This is a genomic window from Exiguobacterium sp. Leaf187, assembly GCF_001423925.1.
GTDB classification, from domain to species: Bacteria; Bacillota; Bacilli; order Exiguobacteriales; family Exiguobacteriaceae; genus Exiguobacterium_A; species Exiguobacterium_A indicum.
Genome location: NZ_LMPR01000004.1, coordinates 186,591 through 203,714, shown reverse-complemented (window position 1 = coordinate 203,714; position 17,124 = coordinate 186,591). Strand labels below are relative to the sequence as shown.

The 17,124-nt window shown below is 47.8% G+C and carries 16 protein-coding genes and 1 pseudogene; 9 read left to right on the top strand and 8 right to left on the bottom strand.

The genetic code is table 11. The annotated features are described in order from the left end of the window. The first annotated feature begins 24 nt into the window (after positions 1 to 24). Complete coding sequence (locus tag ASF99_RS01885) at positions 25 to 903, top strand: aldo/keto reductase (RefSeq protein ID WP_055966699.1); 879 nt, start codon at positions 25 to 27, stop codon at positions 901 to 903. Positions 904 to 953: 50 nt separating this feature from the next. Here ASF99_RS01885 and rlmD read toward each other — a convergent pair whose 3' ends face one another. Beyond that, entirely contained in the window at positions 954 to 2,339 is a 1,386-nt protein-coding gene (gene rlmD / locus ASF99_RS01880) for a 23S rRNA (uracil(1939)-C(5))-methyltransferase RlmD (RefSeq protein ID WP_055966696.1), read from the bottom strand. Between the two features lie 40 nt (positions 2,340 to 2,379). Beyond that, the gene (locus ASF99_RS01875) at positions 2,380 to 2,592 is read right to left on the bottom strand and encodes an SE1561 family protein (RefSeq protein WP_023467294.1); all 213 of its coding nucleotides are present in this window, start codon (positions 2,590 to 2,592) and stop codon (positions 2,380 to 2,382) included. An 84-nt stretch (positions 2,593 to 2,676) separates the two neighbouring features. Between ASF99_RS01875 and yfkAB the strand changes: the two genes are divergently transcribed. The 3 genes and pseudogenes from yfkAB to ASF99_RS01860 form a co-directional block, all read left to right on the top strand. After that, positions 2,677 to 3,789: a radical SAM/CxCxxxxC motif protein YfkAB gene (yfkAB, locus tag ASF99_RS01870; protein ID WP_055966694.1), complete on the top strand. Its 1,113-nt coding sequence runs from the start codon at positions 2,677 to 2,679 to the stop codon at positions 3,787 to 3,789. Between the two features lie 87 nt (positions 3,790 to 3,876). After that, positions 3,877 to 4,059: a hypothetical protein gene (locus tag ASF99_RS01865; RefSeq protein WP_023467292.1), complete on the top strand. Its 183-nt coding sequence runs from the start codon at positions 3,877 to 3,879 to the stop codon at positions 4,057 to 4,059. A gap of 71 nt (positions 4,060 to 4,130) precedes the next feature. Further along, positions 4,131 to 5,282: pseudogene (locus ASF99_RS01860) on the top strand (MFS transporter); the annotation flags it as partial. Positions 5,283 to 5,323: 41 nt separating this feature from the next. Here the strand turns inward: ASF99_RS01860 and ASF99_RS01855 are convergent. Together ASF99_RS01855 and ASF99_RS01850 are read right to left on the bottom strand one after the other, a co-directional pair. Continuing rightward, the gene (locus ASF99_RS01855) at positions 5,324 to 5,611 is read right to left on the bottom strand and encodes a hypothetical protein (RefSeq protein ID WP_023467290.1); all 288 of its coding nucleotides are present in this window, start codon (positions 5,609 to 5,611) and stop codon (positions 5,324 to 5,326) included. Between the two features lie 163 nt (positions 5,612 to 5,774). After that, positions 5,775 to 6,704 carry a DMT family transporter gene (locus tag ASF99_RS01850; protein WP_023467289.1) on the bottom strand — a complete coding sequence of 310 codons (930 nt, stop codon included), beginning with the start codon at positions 6,702 to 6,704 and terminating at the stop codon, positions 5,775 to 5,777. Positions 6,705 to 6,889: 185 nt separating this feature from the next. Between ASF99_RS01850 and ASF99_RS01845 the strand changes: the two genes are divergently transcribed. Further along, positions 6,890 to 8,839, top strand: coding sequence for a heavy metal translocating P-type ATPase (locus ASF99_RS01845; RefSeq protein ID WP_023467288.1), 1,950 nt, complete (start codon positions 6,890 to 6,892; stop codon positions 8,837 to 8,839). Positions 8,840 to 8,890: 51 nt separating this feature from the next. Here ASF99_RS01845 and ASF99_RS01840 read toward each other — a convergent pair whose 3' ends face one another. The 4 genes from ASF99_RS01840 to ASF99_RS01825 all read right to left on the bottom strand — a co-directional run bounded on the left by ASF99_RS01840 (position 8,891) and on the right by ASF99_RS01825 (position 12,326). Further along, positions 8,891 to 9,799, bottom strand: coding sequence for a YihY/virulence factor BrkB family protein (locus tag ASF99_RS01840; RefSeq protein ID WP_050677394.1), 909 nt, complete (start codon positions 9,797 to 9,799; stop codon positions 8,891 to 8,893). Between the two features lie 86 nt (positions 9,800 to 9,885). Next, complete coding sequence (locus tag ASF99_RS01835) at positions 9,886 to 10,314, bottom strand: NUDIX hydrolase (protein WP_023467286.1); 429 nt, start codon at positions 10,312 to 10,314, stop codon at positions 9,886 to 9,888. Between the two features lie 28 nt (positions 10,315 to 10,342). Beyond that, on the bottom strand, positions 10,343 to 11,254 hold the full coding sequence (locus ASF99_RS01830; protein WP_029340887.1) for a PfkB family carbohydrate kinase: 912 nt from the start codon (positions 11,252 to 11,254) through the stop codon (positions 10,343 to 10,345). A 178-nt stretch (positions 11,255 to 11,432) separates the two neighbouring features. Continuing rightward, complete coding sequence (locus tag ASF99_RS01825) at positions 11,433 to 12,326, bottom strand: 1,4-dihydroxy-2-naphthoate polyprenyltransferase (RefSeq protein ID WP_023467284.1); 894 nt, start codon at positions 12,324 to 12,326, stop codon at positions 11,433 to 11,435. A 159-nt stretch (positions 12,327 to 12,485) separates the two neighbouring features. Here ASF99_RS01825 and ASF99_RS01820 point away from each other — a divergent pair, with 159 nt between their 5' ends. The 4 genes from ASF99_RS01820 to menB are packed head-to-tail and all read left to right on the top strand — an operon-like array spanning position 12,486 to position 17,120. Continuing rightward, positions 12,486 to 13,871: an isochorismate synthase gene (locus ASF99_RS01820; RefSeq protein ID WP_055966688.1), complete on the top strand. Its 1,386-nt coding sequence runs from the start codon at positions 12,486 to 12,488 to the stop codon at positions 13,869 to 13,871. Beyond that, complete coding sequence (menD, locus tag ASF99_RS01815) at positions 13,861 to 15,504, top strand: 2-succinyl-5-enolpyruvyl-6-hydroxy-3-cyclohexene-1-carboxylic-acid synthase (RefSeq protein WP_055966685.1); 1,644 nt, start codon at positions 13,861 to 13,863, stop codon at positions 15,502 to 15,504. The genes ASF99_RS01820 and menD overlap by 11 nt, the downstream gene beginning before the upstream one ends. Next, on the top strand, positions 15,501 to 16,277 hold the full coding sequence (gene menH, locus ASF99_RS01810) for a 2-succinyl-6-hydroxy-2,4-cyclohexadiene-1-carboxylate synthase (protein WP_055966678.1): 777 nt from the start codon (positions 15,501 to 15,503) through the stop codon (positions 16,275 to 16,277). The genes menD and menH overlap by 4 nt, the downstream gene beginning before the upstream one ends. 18 nt (positions 16,278 to 16,295) lie before the next feature. After that, positions 16,296 to 17,120 (top strand): 1,4-dihydroxy-2-naphthoyl-CoA synthase, encoded by an 825-nt coding sequence (gene menB / locus ASF99_RS01805; RefSeq protein WP_023469886.1) that lies wholly within the window; start codon positions 16,296 to 16,298, stop codon positions 17,118 to 17,120. Positions 17,121 to 17,124 lie beyond the last annotated feature (4 nt).

Below are 17,124 nucleotides of genomic sequence, written 5' to 3'. Positions count from 1 at the left end.
GATGTCTGAAAGGAAGTATCGTTCATGGAGTTAAGACGTTTTGGAACATCCGACCTACTCGTATCCCCGCTTGGGTTCGGAGCCGGTCACATCGGTGCAGAACAGATGACGGACCGCGAAGCAGTCTATTTGCTCGAACAAGCACGTGATCTCGGCATCAATCTGATCGACACAGCACGCGGCTATGGCTTATCGGAGCAACGCGTCGGACAATTTCTAAAGAATCGTCGGCACGACGTCATTCTGTCGACGAAAGTCGGCTATGATGTGCCCGGTGCGCAGGACTGGACCTTTGAAGCGGTCCATGGTGGCATCGATCAAGCCTTACAAACGATGCAAACGGATTATCTCGACATCGTACACCTCCACTCTTGTAGTCGAGAAGTTCTCGCCCAGGGAGATGTCATCGAAGCGCTTGAACAAGCAAAACAAGCTGGAAAAGTCCGCGTCATCGCTTATTCCGGTGATCGGGAAGACTTAACATATGCTATCGAAACGAATCGCTTCGACAGTTTCCAAACGTCATTCAATCTATTTGATCAACATGTCGATGAAGTCCTGCCCACCCTTCTAGATCACGGTGTCATCGCCAAGCGTCCAATCGGTAACGCCCCGTGGCGCTTCACGGAGCGTCCGGTCGGACAGTACGTCGAACCCTACTGGGAACGTGCGCAACAACTCGCTTATCCACTCGAGGAATCCAGTTGGCTTGAAACTGCCCTTCGTTTCACGGTCTTTGAGCCAGGGATCACGACAGCCATCATCGGTACGTCTCGACCAGAACACCTCGCGTTGAATCAGCAACTGATCGAGCGCGGTCCACTTCCTGTTGATCGTGTTGCTCGGTTGAAGGAACGCTTCGCTGAGTGTGACGCGACGTTCGGTTATCTTTCGCAAACATGATAAAAAGCCCGTATGTCCACTCGTTCAAAGAGTGCATACGGGCTTGTTACTTAGAACTTTTTCTTTTTCTTTTTTTCGAGCACGACGATTGCTTCGACGTGCGCTGTTTGTGGGAACATATCGTACGGTTGAATGTACGATACCTTGTATCCCGCTTTCATCAAGTGATCGCAATCGCGTGCAAGCGTCTGCGGGTTACACGAGACATAGATGATTTTTTTCGCTTTAGACGAGATCATCGCGTTCAACAATTGTGTATCGCAACCTGAGCGTGGTGGGTCGACGATGAAGACATCCGGAATCCAGCCTTCTTTGACCCAACGCGGAATCCACGCTTCTGCCTTACCGACGACGTAGTGGGCATGGTCGAATCCGTATTGCTTCATGTGCGCATTGGCATCTTCGACAGCTTCTTCAATGATTTCCATACCGCGGACTTCTTTTGCTCCTTTAGCGATCCAAAGTCCGATTGAACCAACACCTGCGTATGCATCAACGACACGTTCTTCGCCTGTCAAAGCAGCAGCACGCGCAATTTCTTCATACATCCGCTCTGCTTGTTCCGGATTCAATTGGAAGAAGGCACGCGGAGACAATTGATACGTGAATTCCCCCATCTCTTCCTCGATCCGTTCCACGCCACGCAAGACTTCCGTCTCTTCTCCGAAGACACGTGATGTCAACTTATCATTGATGTTCAGTGCAACCGAGACGACACCTGGAATGTCCATGATATCGCGCGATAAGCCCTCTAGATCACGGAAGCCGTCTTTAAAGGCAACGAGCACGACTTGAATTTCGCCCGTTTTGATTCCTGTCCGGACGACGATATGGCGCATGACACCATCTTGTTTTGATGCATGGTAAACGGGTACTTTATAGTCGTTGAGTAATTTCGTAACAGCTTGGTTGACGCGAAGCGTATCCTTATTTTGGACGACACAATCATCGATTGCGACCAAACGATTCGAATTCGCAGAATAGAGACCGCTAACGATTTCATTGCCTTGTTTCCCGACGACGAATTGCGACTTGTTGCGGTATCCCCACTCCTTCGAACCAATCGTCGGGCGGATATCGGCTTTTTCGACATTCAACTTCGTTGATTTCAAGAAAGCGTTGCGAAGCATTTCTTCCTTATAACGCAATTGTCCATCGTAACTCATGTGTTGTAATTGACAGCCGCCACAGACACTATAGACCGGGCAAAGTGGAGTAACACGGTCCGGTGAACGATCGTCACGCTTTAAGATTTTTGCATTCGCATAGTTCGCATGAATTTCCGTGATCTCGATTTGTGCCGTTTCCCCAACGAGCAGTCCTGGGATGAAGACGATTTGTCGCTCGAGTGTTGCAATCCCTTCACCGTTGATCCCCATCCGAAGACACGTGACCGAACGGACCTCACCTGTCTTTAATTTGATTTTTGTTGCCATTGATTTCATCCTTTCCGTTTGTGCAAATGAAAAAGCGGTCTCAATCTACCGCTTTTTTCGTTTCTTCTTGTTCTTTCATATCCTTCGCATATCGAACGACCTTCGCCTTGAGTTGATCCAGTGATACGATCAGTCGTTCCAAATCTTCGATATCTGATGATTCATCGAGTGAATCGATTGTATGACAGAGAAGCTGCATTCTTGATTTTAGCACATTCATTTGACCAAGTTTATCAGTTCTTGCTTTTCCCATTATTCAGACTTCCTTTCTTCCGCTGGATTCCGACGTTATTTTAGCATACGATACGAAGTGGAGCACTAAAAAGGAGGAGTATCTATGTCACATTCATCACCCATCACGATTGCGAACGATCCATGGGAAGCTTATCGCGACATTGAACAATACGGCACCGTCCGTTTGACGAACATTGAAGTCACGACAACAAAACTGTGTAACATGCGCTGCGAACATTGCGCCGTCGGTTACATGTTATCCAGTAGCGAGTCACCTGAAATCCCAGTCGAGCTACTTATTCAACGTCTGGATGAAATCGAACATCTGCGTGCCTTCTCAATCACCGGCGGCGAACCGATGCTTTCAATGAAATCCGTCAAGGAGTATGTTGTCCCTTTACTTAAGTATGCCCACGAACGTGGTGCTAAAACCCAAATCAACTCAAATTTAACACTTCCGTTATCTCGCTACGAATTAATCATTCCTTATTTAGATGTCTTGCATATCTCACATAACTGGGGAACAGCTGATGATTTCATCGATGGTGGCTTTGCGATGATGGAACGAAAACCGTCACGTGAAGCACGGACGAAACTTTTCGAGACGATGAAAGAGAATGCCCGTGTTCTAAATGCACGTGGTGTCATCGTTTCTGCAGAGACGATGATCAATAAACGGACATTACCACACCTTGAAGCGATTCATAAGGAAATCGTCGACATGGGGTGTGTCCGCCACGAGGTGCATCCGATGTACCCCGCTGACTTCGCGTCGATGATCGAAGCAGCTAGTTTATCTGAAATTCGCGACGGGATTCATCGTTTGCTTGACGTCCGGGATCCGAACGTCTGGATGTTATTCGGAACACTTCCTTTCTACGCATGTTCGATGGAAGAGGCAGATTTAGAATTGCACCGTCGCTTGCGTCAAGAAAAAAACGTATCGGTTCGCAATGACCCTGATGGACGTTCCCGTCTCAACGTCAACATCTTTGATGGCGAGATCATCGTAACGGATTTCGGTGACGAACTTGCTTCGCTAGGTACGATTCATGAGACATCCTTCAATGATGCGTATGCCGAGTGGCAAGAGACAGAACTGAATAAAAGCTTGTCATGTCACTGCCCTGCGGTGCAATGCCTTGGACCGAACGCGCTTGTGAAAAACGCATATTACCCTGAGATTGATTTCACAAAACAATCGAGTCGGCTTTAAGAATCAAAAATAGGTTTTGAACGATGGCATCCCGGGAAAAATGTCACAAAGTAGACACATTCTGTTTTTCTAAAAGGGGTGACCGGGATGGAATGGCTCGTAGGTATTGTCGCAATCATCGGTACGTTCAGTATGGTCTTGTTCGTCATGATGGTTGGTATTCGCGCTTCACACAGCATCGAACATGATGAAGTGTTCGATCAGACAGACTGGGACGAACATCTTCTGCATATGCCGCGTCCGACACGTTTTGAACAAGAAAATAAATGAAGCACGCCCCGGTCTCCCGTTTCAGAGACCGGGGCGTGTTATGCTAAAAGAAAAAAGAAAGGTCGTCGTTACTTGTGTCACGTCGTTTTACTCTTATCTTATCGATCGTCTTCATTTCCGGATTCACGCAAGGTCTGCTGATTCCACTGTTATCTATTTTACTTGAACGCCAAGGAACCCCCGCTTTCATCAACGGTCTCAGCGCTGCCGTTCTCTATATCGGTGTCATCGTCGCCGCCCCTCTCATGGAAGGTCCACTACGACGACGTGGTTATATTCCGGTCATCTCGTTTGGACTCGCTCTTGTTGCAGTAGCGGTTTTCTTATTTCCACTTCTTCCAAGCGTCATTGCTTGGATGATTTTACGGTTCCTCGTCGGATTTGGTGATCAGACGTTACACTATGGATCACAGGTTTGGGTGACGTCCATTACCCCAAATGAACGGTTAGGACGAACGATGTCACTATACGGGATGGCATTCGGTCTCGGTTTTGCTCTCGGTCCTCTTGCGGCACCTCTCGTCGATGTCATCAACTGGCTACCATTCGTGTTGACTGGTACATTGACTGTCATCGTCCTGATCTTATTATCGCGTATGCCTAACGAAAAACCGTCATCCGTCATGCCGGAGGAGCTGCAAAGCGCCGCCTCACGGTATAAACTTGTCCTATCAACTGCTTGGTTCACGTTACTTCCTGGCTTTACATATGGTTTTCTCGAAGCCACACTGAATGCCAGTTTTCCCGTTTTTGCGACGCGTAACGGGTACGGTCTATCTGAGACGAGTACCTTGATCACGACATTCGTCGTCAGCTCGTTGATCATGCAACTTCCACTTGGACGACTTGCGGATCACTTCGGAAAACGTCGGACGTTAGTAACCGTTCTTTCGATTGGCTCCGTTTCTTTCCTCATCGCTTGCTTCGTCTTCGAGCGATATGGTTGGTTATTCGCGATTTTTGCTATTAGCGGGATGGCACTTGGCTCGACGTACTCGCTCGGTGTCGCCTATATGACGGAACAGTTACCGCGACACCTTCTTCCGACGGGCAACTTGCTTGCAGGGATTGCCTTTAGTCTTGGTTCGATCCTTGGACCGATTGCTGGCAGCTTGTTCGTTCTGCTTCCAGCTATGCTTTATTTCAGTCTATTCGTTCTGGTTCTAGCGACACTTGCGTTTCTCTTACGATACGCGAAACGTCACGAATCATCCCGGATCTAAAACAAAGGATCTTGCGCTAATGATGCGCAAGATCCTTTGTTTTATTTCACGATTCCTTCTTGCCGAAAACTCCGCCAGAGCTTATCGTCGATCGCATACGGCTGTTCTTTTGCACGCTTCAGCTCTTCTGTCTCGAGCAGCACGACGACCTCTCGACCGTTGATTGACCACACTGAATCGTAACCTCTCTCCGCCTCGATGATTTCCACATCCACATCTCCATGGGTTTCCTTCAATTGTTGACTGACGCACGTTACGACGAACCGGGCAAACTCATCACGTGGACGACGAGTGGCAATGATCTTTCGAACGATCTCATTCCGTTCCATTCGTTTTCATCTCCTTTCGTTTTATAGTCGCACTAGCCTTTCAGACAAGGCCGAATCGGTCTTCACTTGACCGTACAGAAAAAAGCCGAACGGGTCGGCTTGAGCAACGAACGATTGGGAGTTACTTTGATTGAAACTATTCTTGCACGATTCTGAATCTTCGTCAACCTCGCTTTTGAAACCATACAGGAAGGTACGTCGAGACTAAGATACCACTGACGACGAAGAGTAACCCAAGCAACGCTTGCGGTGGAATCGTCTCGCCGAGAATCAAGGCCGATAAACTGACACCATAGATCGGTACGAAGAACATGAACAACGACACTTTACTGACTGGATTATATTTCATTAGTAAGTTCCAAAGCGTAAATCCAGTCGCTGATAAGAAGGCAAGATACACGAGCATCCAAGCACTTGTCGTTGAAAAGGTGAATGGTGCGACGTGACCATCGAGAATGACTCCTGCGATAAAGAGACCGATTGATCCAATGACCATCGCCCATCCAGTCATCGGTGCCACCGGATAACGTGCCGAGTATTCTTTGGCAATCAAGTTACCGAACGCCCCGGAAACCATTGCTGCGATCAATAATCCTTCCCCTACTCCAAACGAGACACCTTGCCCACCTTGTGGCCAGTTGGCCAAGATGACACCTGTGAATCCAAGGAATAAGGCGAGTCCTTTAAATCGATTCAGTCGATCGTCTTCATATCGAAAATGTGCCAGCAACATCTGAAAGAACGAAGTCGATCCGGCAATGATTGATCCTTGTACGCCAGTTGATAAAGATAGACCGATATAAAAGAAGACATACTGCAAGAACGTCAAAAAGAAGCCGAGACGACTATAGGCGTAGGTCCGCTCCTTCAGTGTGATCGTCTGTTTGAAGACGAAGACACTGACGACAAGTAATAACACACCTGCTAAAAAGAAACGATAGCTCGCAAACAGTAATTGCTCTCCGTATTCGGAAGATGTGATCTGTAATAAGTCATAACTTTTTTTAATGAAGGGAAACGCACTTCCCCACAAAAAAGTCGTCAGTAACGCAAAGACGACGAGTCCAATCCGATGGGTTAAAATTTTTTGCATCTTTCTAGTTCCTTTCCTGTTCCTTTTCACTGAAGCATGGTATAGTAATTCTACAGATAATAATAATTATAATCTAGAGACAATGAAACTCATTATCAATCAGTTAAACTCATTGATATATCACATTCTCATTCTCTTTCTATAATGATTTCATTTCTCATTTACATTTTGAAAGGAGTTTTAATATGACGACTTCCACTACTACCGATGTTCAACAGCGTTCCGTATTCCGTCATGCTTGGGATGAGCATCACGAATTGATTCTAGCATTGTTTAGCGGAATATTGATTTTAGTTGCTTACGGACTCGAAAAATTCAATACGGCGTCTGCCGTTTATGTCACATTGTACTTATCGGCTTATGTAATCGGAGGATATGCGAAAGCGAAGGAAGGATTGACGGAGACGTATCAAGAAAAAACGTTGAACGTCGAATTGTTGATGATTTTAGCTGCCATCGGTGCGGCTGCTATCGGATACTGGATGGAAGGTGCGATCCTCATCTTCATCTTTGCGTTATCCGGTGCCCTTGAGACATACACGATGAATAAGAACGAACGTGCCTTGCAAAGCTTGATGTCTTTACAGCCAGAGGAAGCAACACGTCTGAATGCAAACGGTCAACTCGAAGTCGTCGGAATCGAACAATTAGCGATCGGTAACCTCGTCTATGTTCGTCCTGGGGAGCGGATTCCAGTCGATGGTGTCATCGTTCGCGGTCAAGCCGCGATCGAAGAAGCATCGATTACAGGAGAATCGATTCCGGTTGAAAAACAAACAGGTGATACCGTTTATAACTCGACTGTCAACATGAATGGTGTCTTGACGATTGAGATGACGAAAGCTGCTGACGAATCGTTGTTCCAAAAAATCATTCATATGGTCCAAAACGCACAAAGTGAACAGTCTCCATCTGCTCAGTTCATCGAACGTTTCGAAAGCCGTTATGTCAAAATCGTCCTCCTCGTCGTTGCACTAATGATGGTCCTCCCTCATTACGTCGTTGGCTGGACATTTGAGACAAGTATTTATCGCGCGATGATTCTTCTCGTCGTCGCCTCACCTTGTGCCCTTGTTGCGTCGATTACACCTGCTGCCTTATCTGCAATTGCCGCATCTGCGAAAAATGGCGTTCTTTTTAAAGGAGGCGCCCACATCGAAACGCTCGGTCAAGTCGATACGATCGTCTTCGATAAAACGGGAACACTGACAACAGGGAAACCCGTCGTCACTGAAAGTCGTTACGCGGAAGGCATGGACGTCCGCGCAGTCCAACAAGCGGTTGCTTCCATCGAAGCGCAGTCGAACCATCCACTCGCCCAAGCAATCGTCGATCACTTAAAAACCGATGTCCGCGAACCATCAACGTTTAAGGATGTGACAGGATACGGGATTGAAGCAACTGTCGATGGTGTCACGTATCGTATCGGTAAACGGGCATTCCATGATGGTTTAGACGATCCATTCGTCGCGATCGAACAGTCATTGAAAGAGCAAGGGCATACGATCGTTTATGTCAGCAATGGAGCACAGATCGTAGCGCTTTATGCGTTACGTGATACGATTCGTCCGGAAGCCAAAACAGCGATTGCTGCCTTAAATGATCTCGGCATCGCAACGATCATGTTAACTGGTGACAATCCGGTCACGGCAGCTGCTATCTCACGTGAGGCGGGATTGACGGACTTCGTCGCTGAGTGCCTACCGGAAGATAAAGTCCGCTACATCAAACAATACCAAACAGAAGGTCGGACCGTCGCGATGGTCGGTGACGGCATTAACGATGCCCCAGCCCTTGCATTAGCACATGTCGGGATTGCGATGGGTGAAGGAACGGACGCTGCGCTTGAGACCGCTGACGTCGTCTTGATGAAAAATGATTTAGGTCGTCTTGCCTATGCTGTGCACAAAGCCCGGAAGATGAACCGGATCGTCAAACAAAACATCACGCTTGCGATCGGTGTCATCCTCCTATTGATCGCATCGAATTTGTCCCAGTTCCTCATCATGCCGTTCGCCGTCGTCGGACACGAAGGATCAACGATTCTCGTCATCTTGAACGGTTTACGTCTTCTTCAACAGGATGCTTTACCAAGTCTTCCACAGCGTTCATCTGAAAAACGATTAGCTGCTTAACACGAAAAAACGTCTGATTGCCGGAAGGCAGTCAGACGTTTTTTCGTATCTTCATCCGAACGTATTCGTCGGAATGGCATCAAGTTCAGCTTGTTCCTTCAAGCGCTTTTCTTCCATTTTCTTCGGATCCGCTTTTTTCATGAATCGTTCCCATGATGCGTTCAATTCAGAACCGAGTAAGATGATCAGCCCTGTGAAGTAGAGCCATAATAACAAGATGACGACACTACCGAGCGAACCGTACGTTTGATTGTAATTCGAGAAGTTCGAGACGTAAAATCCGAATCCAACCGATAATAATTGCCAGACGATGACACCAAAAACGGCTCCTGGAATTGCTTCTTTGAATGTAATCGGACGCTTTGGTGCGACGCGGTAAAAGATCGACAGGATACCGATCAATAGAATCGTCGACACGACATACCGTAAGACCGTCAGTAAGACTTTTTGCCCCATATCGATCGGAAGCACGAAATTGGCAAGATACGTGATGATCGGACCACCGAGAACATTCAAGACGATCAGCAGCAACATCCCGATTCCGAGTACAATCGTGAGCAATAAGGCAATCCCACGTGCTGCGACGAAACCACGTGGCGAGAAGTCACCATAGGCATGGTTTGCTGTCGTGATCAAACGATCGACCCCTTTGGAAGCGGACCAGACGGCAAGAATCGCACCGATCGATAACAATCCACCTTGTGGTTCCTTGATAGCTTGGAAAATCGTATCGGTGAATGTGTTGACGGCTCCACCTGGCGCTAAGTCGCGAATTTGTGATTCGAGCGTCTGACGATCGATGTCAAAGAAAGATAAGACGGAAATGACGAAAATGATACCTGGGAAAATGGATAAAAACCAGTAATAAGCGAGTGTCCCTGCATAATCCGTGATGTTATGATCGGACATTCGTTGCTTTAAGTTCAGGGCAAGCCCTTTTGGATCGCGTGAATGCGCCATCGTCATCTCTCCTTCATGAAAAAGAGGCAGTCAACGACCACCTCATTGTTTTAATATACTTTTCCCATTTTATTTCAACTAAAACCTCATTCGTTTTCAGAAAGGATCAATTCATAGAATGGTTCTGTCATTTCTGCCAGCTGTTTAGCAAGTGACGGTGGACGAACCGGTAACGAAGGTAGCTCCGAACGCTTGATCCAGACCGGTGTATAACCCGATCCTTCCTCTTCGAATTCTTCACCCGTACCCGTGCCAAACCGACCACCAATTGTTTTCGCCCAAAAATAAGGATTATCAAATCCATTAAAACGGACGATGGCGGCAATACCGGTCAACTCCACGTCGATTCCAAGTTCTTCATGTGCTTCACGAATCGCTGTTTCTTCTAACGATTCTCCATCATCTTTCCCACCGCCTGGAAAGACATAATACGTTTCGTTCAGTTTATCCCGACGAATCAACGCAATTTGATCCTGTTCGTTTCGTAAAATGATTGCACTTCGTTGAATCGGCATGACGCCACCTCCCTTTTATCATTTCGACTTATTGAAGAGCATCCAGCATTTCAGGAACGAGTCCATTCTCTGTCGAAGCGATGACTTCTGCTGCAACCTTCATACCAAGCTTCAATGCCTCTTCTGCTGACTTTTCTTGTGTCAATTCAGACAAGACAGCAGAGAAAAATGAGTCGCCTGCTCCCGTCGAGTCGACGACTTTTACTTTTTTCGTTCCGACATGACCTGATGTCGCTGTACGACGATCAACGTAGACCGCCCCGAGTTCACTCATCGTCACGACCGTGAACGGAGCTCCTTTTTTTGCTAACTCGTTTGCTACATGAATCGCATCTTCTACCGTCACGATCGATAAATCAGACAGAATTTCTGCTTCTTCTCGACTACAAATGAATCCAGTGAATCCTTGTAACAGATGACGATTTCGTTCGATGACGCTCAAGTGACCACAAACACCAAACAATGGTAACTCCATTTTGCGGCATAAATGAATCAAACGTTCGAGCACAGTAACAGACAAATCAAGATCGATCGCAACGGCATCGACTCCATCGAGCGCATAGATTGATTGACGTAAGATCGCTTCTTCGAGCAACTTGGCATCTGGTTGTTTTGAGATCGATGTTTGCAAATCGCCTTCATTATCCATGACAGCTAGCCACATGCCCATTCCATGATCTTCTAACATTTCGACGTGATCCACATTTGCACCGTAAGATTTCAGCTCATCGAGCACTCCCACGCCAATCTGATCATTCGTAACCGTCGAGATAAAGCGAACTTCATTCCCGAGGACGGCTAGATTTTGTGCTACGTTGCGTCCTGTTCCTCCATTTGAAAACGTGATGTCTCCTACGTTTTTCGCATCCTTATGCAAAGGAGCGAACGAAGTTCCTTTTATGTCGACGAATACTTTTCCGATTACCGCGATTTTATTCATTTCAGTTCCACCTCTAACCATATTTCCTGATTTCCGACCTTGTTTGATCTTTCAGGCACATTGCTTCAATTATAGTAAAATTTTAAATCAGTGACAACCGAAGTAGTTTTTTTCTAACTGTTCGCTATCTTCAAGTTAAAAAAGCAGCAAGCGGATCGCCTGCTGCTTTGATTAAAGATTAGATATTCGCGATCACGAGACTGATTGCGAGTAAGAGTCCGAAAATCGTGTTCACTTTACCGGTCTGTGCCATGCCAGGCATCAGCTTTTCCGGTGGTAAGTCTTCCCAGAAGAGACGTACTGCTTTGATCATGAGCGGAATACTCAATAACGCGAGTAACGCAAACCATGAAACGTCAAATGCGAGTACAGCAATAATGAGAGACAGGATAGCTGCCGCAAAAAATCCGATCAAGACGTACACGGCACGGCGATGTCCGACGAGACAGGCAATCGTTTTTCGTCCGTTGACCTTATCATTATCCAAGTCCCGAATGTTATTCGCAAGTAGGATTGAACCAATCAAGATGGCGACTGGTACCGAAATCGCAACGGCTTCTGTCGGAACATAACCAATTTGCAAGTACGCCGAAATCGCGATGATAATATACCCCATGAAAAAGCCTGCAACGACTTCTCCAAACGGTGTATAGGCAATCGGAAGCGGTCCTCCTGTATAGATATATCCGACGAACATCGAAATGAGTCCTACGACAAGTAACCACCACGATGTCTCGATGCACAGATACACACCGAGTAATGCCGAGATGCCATACAATGTAAGTGCGAACGCTAGGATCGTTCCCGGCTTGAATCCGTCACGAACGATCGATCCACCGATTCCGACCGACTCCTCCGTATCTAAACCACGTTTGTAATCGTAGTATTCATTGAACAGATTCGTTGCGATTTGAATCAACATCGATGCGATCAACATCGCCACAAACAAATCCAAGCGTATCGATTCCACGCGTGGTGCGACAACTGCCGTACCGACGACGACCGGAACAAAACTTGCTGTTAATGTATGCGGTCGTGTCATTCGCCAATAGACAGCGATTGATTTATTCATATAATAACCCCTTTCCTGTCTAAGTGTATCGGGTTTCGTTTTTTGCTGTCAATGTTCAATCCGAGATAGCTTATTCCTTCTTTTTTGTCCGCAAAAAGTTTACACTTAAATTAAGTGAAACATATCACAGTATCTATAGACTAGGGGGCAATGAGCGGTATGGCTTACGCTCAACAAGAGCTAAAACAGTGTATCGAACAGGCCGTCAGTCAGGCGAACGCCTCACAACGACCTATACTCGCTTCGTATTCATGGGAAATCGAAGCAACTGACATGCGTTCCCTCGAACAGGGTATCGAGGAACGATTTTATTTCGCGACACCTGATCGCTCGATGCGGGCCATCGGGTTTGGCATCGTACAACAACTTCAGGCTTCAGGAACGGATCGTTTTTTACGAATTCAATCGCAATGGGCAAACTTGAATCGCGATCATGTCGGTCATGATTTATTTGCGTTCAACGGATTTTCGTTTACCGAACTTAAACAACCGGATTATCGTTGGTCTTCCTTCGGAGACGCTTCGATGACGATTCCGAAGTTTTTATTTCTAGAACAAGATGGCAAGACACGTGTGACGATTTTTGCTCGCGTCGAGCCAATGGATCAAGTCGATTCTATCTTAAATGAACTCGCACTCGATTTCGCCAAAGTCAATCAACCGCAATCATCGACTGCCGCAGGCGTCACGCGCTTACGACTATCGCGAGATGGGAATGAAGCCTTTGAAGCTTCGTTCCATCAAGCGATGCACTACTTGGAGACGACACTTGAAAAAATCGTCCTGGCGCGCGAAGTCGTCTATGAGCTGGATCGTCCACTCGACGTAGCCGCTGTCGTCGCTGAACTCGAAGATACGCAGCCCGGCAGCTACGTCTTCTGTTTCCAACCAAATCCGGAAGAAGCCTTTATCGGCGCTACACCGGAACGACTCGTCTTAAAACGTGGACGTCGTCTTGAAACGGCAGCCGTCGCTGGTTCTGCACCACGCCACGCAACGGATGAGATGGACGAAGCACTCGGTCAATCGTTATTACAAGATCAAAAGAACCGGGTAGAGCACGGAATCGTCGCGGATTCGATTGAACGGACATTATCTGTATTTTCAGAGGAACTGGATTGTCCGGATACGCCGATTCTCTTGAAGAATCGCCATATTCAACATCTTTATACACCGATCACAGCTCATTTAAAAGAAGATGTGACGTTATTCCAATTAATCGAAAAACTGCATCCGACACCTGCACTTGGGGGCGAACCTAAGCAGTTAGCAGTCGATGCCATCCAAGAAATCGAAACGTTCGAACGAGGATGGTACGGTTCACCTGTTGGTTGGATGAACGGACAGGATGACGGGGAATTCATCGTTGCCATTCGATCTGGATTGTTTACAGAACGGGCGGTCATTCTTTACGCCGGTTGCGGTCTCGTCGAAGGCTCTCATCTCGATAGTGAACTGGCAGAGACGGAAACTAAACTATCACCGATGGTACAAGCACTTGGACACGTCGGTTCGATTGAAAAGGATGATATTTATGTTGACTAAGTGGATGCACACGTTAATCGATACGCTCGTCGCTTCTGGTGTCCGGGACTTCGTCATCAGTCCCGGCTCCCGTTCGACACCACTTGCCATTGCTGCTTTTCTGCATCCTTCTAGCCGTACCCACGTCCTTGTTGACGAACGGTCGGCTAGTTTTTTTGCTTTAGGTCTAACACGGACGGAAGAACGCGTTCGTCCCGTTGCGTTGATTTGTACAAGCGGTACCGCTGCGACGAACTATTATTCAGCAGTGACCGAAGCGAATATTTTTGAACTTCCGCTGATAGTCTTGACCGCCGATCGACCACATGAATTACGGAATGTCGGTGCGCCACAAGCTATTGATCAGGTTGGTCTGTACGGGAAGCAGGTTCGGCATGCGTTTGATCTTCCGTTAGCAGAAGAAGCGAGCCTTCCTTACGTCGCTCATGTTGCACAACGCGCAACCCTACTCTCTCTAACGGAACCAGCTGGTCCGGTTCAAATCAATGTTCCGTTACGTGAACCACTCGTGCCGGAACTCGATCTCTTACGGACAGGACGCCCGGTCGGTGTTTTACCTGAACCGACACCGGGCGTAAACGACGCTTTAGCGACCGCACTTCAAGAAGAGCGTCTTCTTTTTGTACTTGGACCACAACTTACTGCGGCGGACAGTCAGGTTGTCATCTCGTATGCGAAACAAGCAGGGATTCCGGTATTGGCGGATCCACTCAGTCAAGGACGACAATCGCATGATGCTCACGTTTTTGCCTATTACGATACATGGCTCAAACATCCAGCTACCGCTCAGTACGTCCGACCAGACCGAATCATTCGTTTCGGTGCCATGCCGACGTCAAAACCTTATCTGCTTTGGTCTCGGGATATTCCGACGACGGTCGTCGGTCATCCAGGAAACTGGCGTGACCCTCAACTCCATTCGGATTTCGTAATTGGTCACGCGCGACAACTCGCGCATTATATATCTGTTCCGCATGATCCTGCGTATCTGACACTGTTGCAACAGGCGGAGCGACGCGTCGCCGCTGCTTTTGCGACAATCGATCAAGAGGAGATGACGGAGTATAACGTCGTCCGTGCGTTGACGACGTTACAGGACGGAAGTCTCTTTGTTTCGAACAGTATGCCGATACGGGATGTCGATACGTTCCTACCGACAGGAACACCGCTTCGTCTACTCGCGAACCGAGGTGCGAACGGAATTGACGGCATTCTCTCAAGCGCTCTAGGAGCAACGTTTGACGCCACACACCGCTATTTACTCGTCGGCGACTTAGCGTTCATTCATGATATCAACGGTCTGATGACAGCACGGACGCTTCCGTTAACGATCATTCTCGTCAACAATGCGGGTGGTGGCATATTTAGCTTTTTACCACAACAGCAACTCGAGCAAGAGGTGTTCGAACCACTTTTCGGTACACCGCAGCATCTCGACTTCGCTTCTCTCGCTTCCGGATATGGCGTAACCTATCAGGCGATCGATTCCATCGCCGCGTTACGTCAAGCACTTGCGGAAGAGACGAACGTCACTCGGATTCTTGAAGTCAAGACGACACGAACAGAAAACGTACAGATGCACCGTTCGATCTGGGACGTGACGAATCATGCGTTAGCCGAGGTGTTCCAATGATTTTGCGTGGGCATACGTATCATGTGAAAATCGAGGGATCGGGTCCACCGCTCCTATTGCTTCATGGTTTTACAGGCTCGCTCTCGACGTGGGACATGCTAAGTGAGCATTTATCGCCTCACTTCACCGTCTATCGCCTTGATTTGATGGGGCATGGAAAAACGACACCGGCGTCTGAGCAACGAATGCGTTTGACGCAACAGGTCAAGGATCTCGAGGCACTGCTCGCTATGCGATCCGAGCCATGGATCGTCCTCGGATATTCGATGGGTGGACGAATCGCTTTAATGCTGAGCGTCGTCTCTGAGCAAATCGCTCGGACGATCGCTGTTAGTACGACACCGGGTATCCAGACGGCAATCGAGCGAAAAGTACGTCGTACATCCGATCGAGTGCTTGCGGAGCGACTCGAAAAAGGCGGACTCGAAGCTTTCATCGATCACTGGGAGACACTTGGACTATTTAAACCCCAAGCCCTTCTGCCGGAATCGCAACGTACGCGACTGCGTCAGGAGCGCCTGTCCCAAACGGTGGAAGGTCTGAGTGCTTCGTTACGTGCACAAGGTACAGGAAGCATGCCATCCCTATGGTCATGCCTTCCGAAAGAGATTGATTGGATCGTCGGGGCAGAGGATGAAAAATTCCGTGCCATCGCTTCACGAGCGGCATCACCTGAAAAAATTCACGTGATTTTGCACGCTTCGCACGCCCCACATATCGACCAACCGCAAAAGTTTGTTACAATGGTAGAGAATCTACTTATTCATCACTAACATATTGGGGGAATTCACATGAAATATGCTCCGGAATGGGTATCAGCCCGCAGCTATGAAGACATCAAATATGAACAATGGAACGGGATCGCGAAAATCACGATCAACCGTCCTGAAGTTCGCAATGCGTTCCGACCACACACGGTCCACGAACTCATCGACGCATTTTCACGTGCACGTGACGATCAAAATGTCGGCGTCATCATCTTAACAGGTGAAGGCGATCTCGCATTCTGTTCTGGCGGAGATCAAAAGGTACGCGGACATGGTGGATATGTCGGTGACGACGAAATTCCACGCTTGAACGTTCTTGATCTTCAACGTTTGATTCGTGTCATCCCAAAACCAGTCATCGCTATGGTCGCAGGTTATGCGATTGGCGGCGGACACGTCCTTCACCTCGTGTGTGACTTGACGATCGCTGCAGACAACGCTCGCTTCGGACAAACTGGTCCAAAAGTTGGTTCATTCGATGCTGGATATGGCTCTGGTTACCTCGCACGCGTTGTTGGACACAAGAAAGCGCGTGAAATCTGGTACCTCTGCCGTCAATATGACGCACAGCAAGCACTTGATATGGGACTCGTCAACACGGTCGTCCCACTCGCAGATCTCGAGCAAGAAACGATTCAATGGTGCGCTGAAATCCTTCAACATTCGCCAACGGCTCTTCGTTTTCTCAAAGCGGCATTCAATGCTGATTCAGATGGTCTTGCAGGGATTCAGCAACTCGCAGGAGATGCAACGTTGTTGTACTACACAACGGACGAAGCAAAAGAAGGACGCGATGCGTTCAAAGAAAAACGCAACCCGGACTTCGGACAGTTCCCACGTTTCCCATAATGAA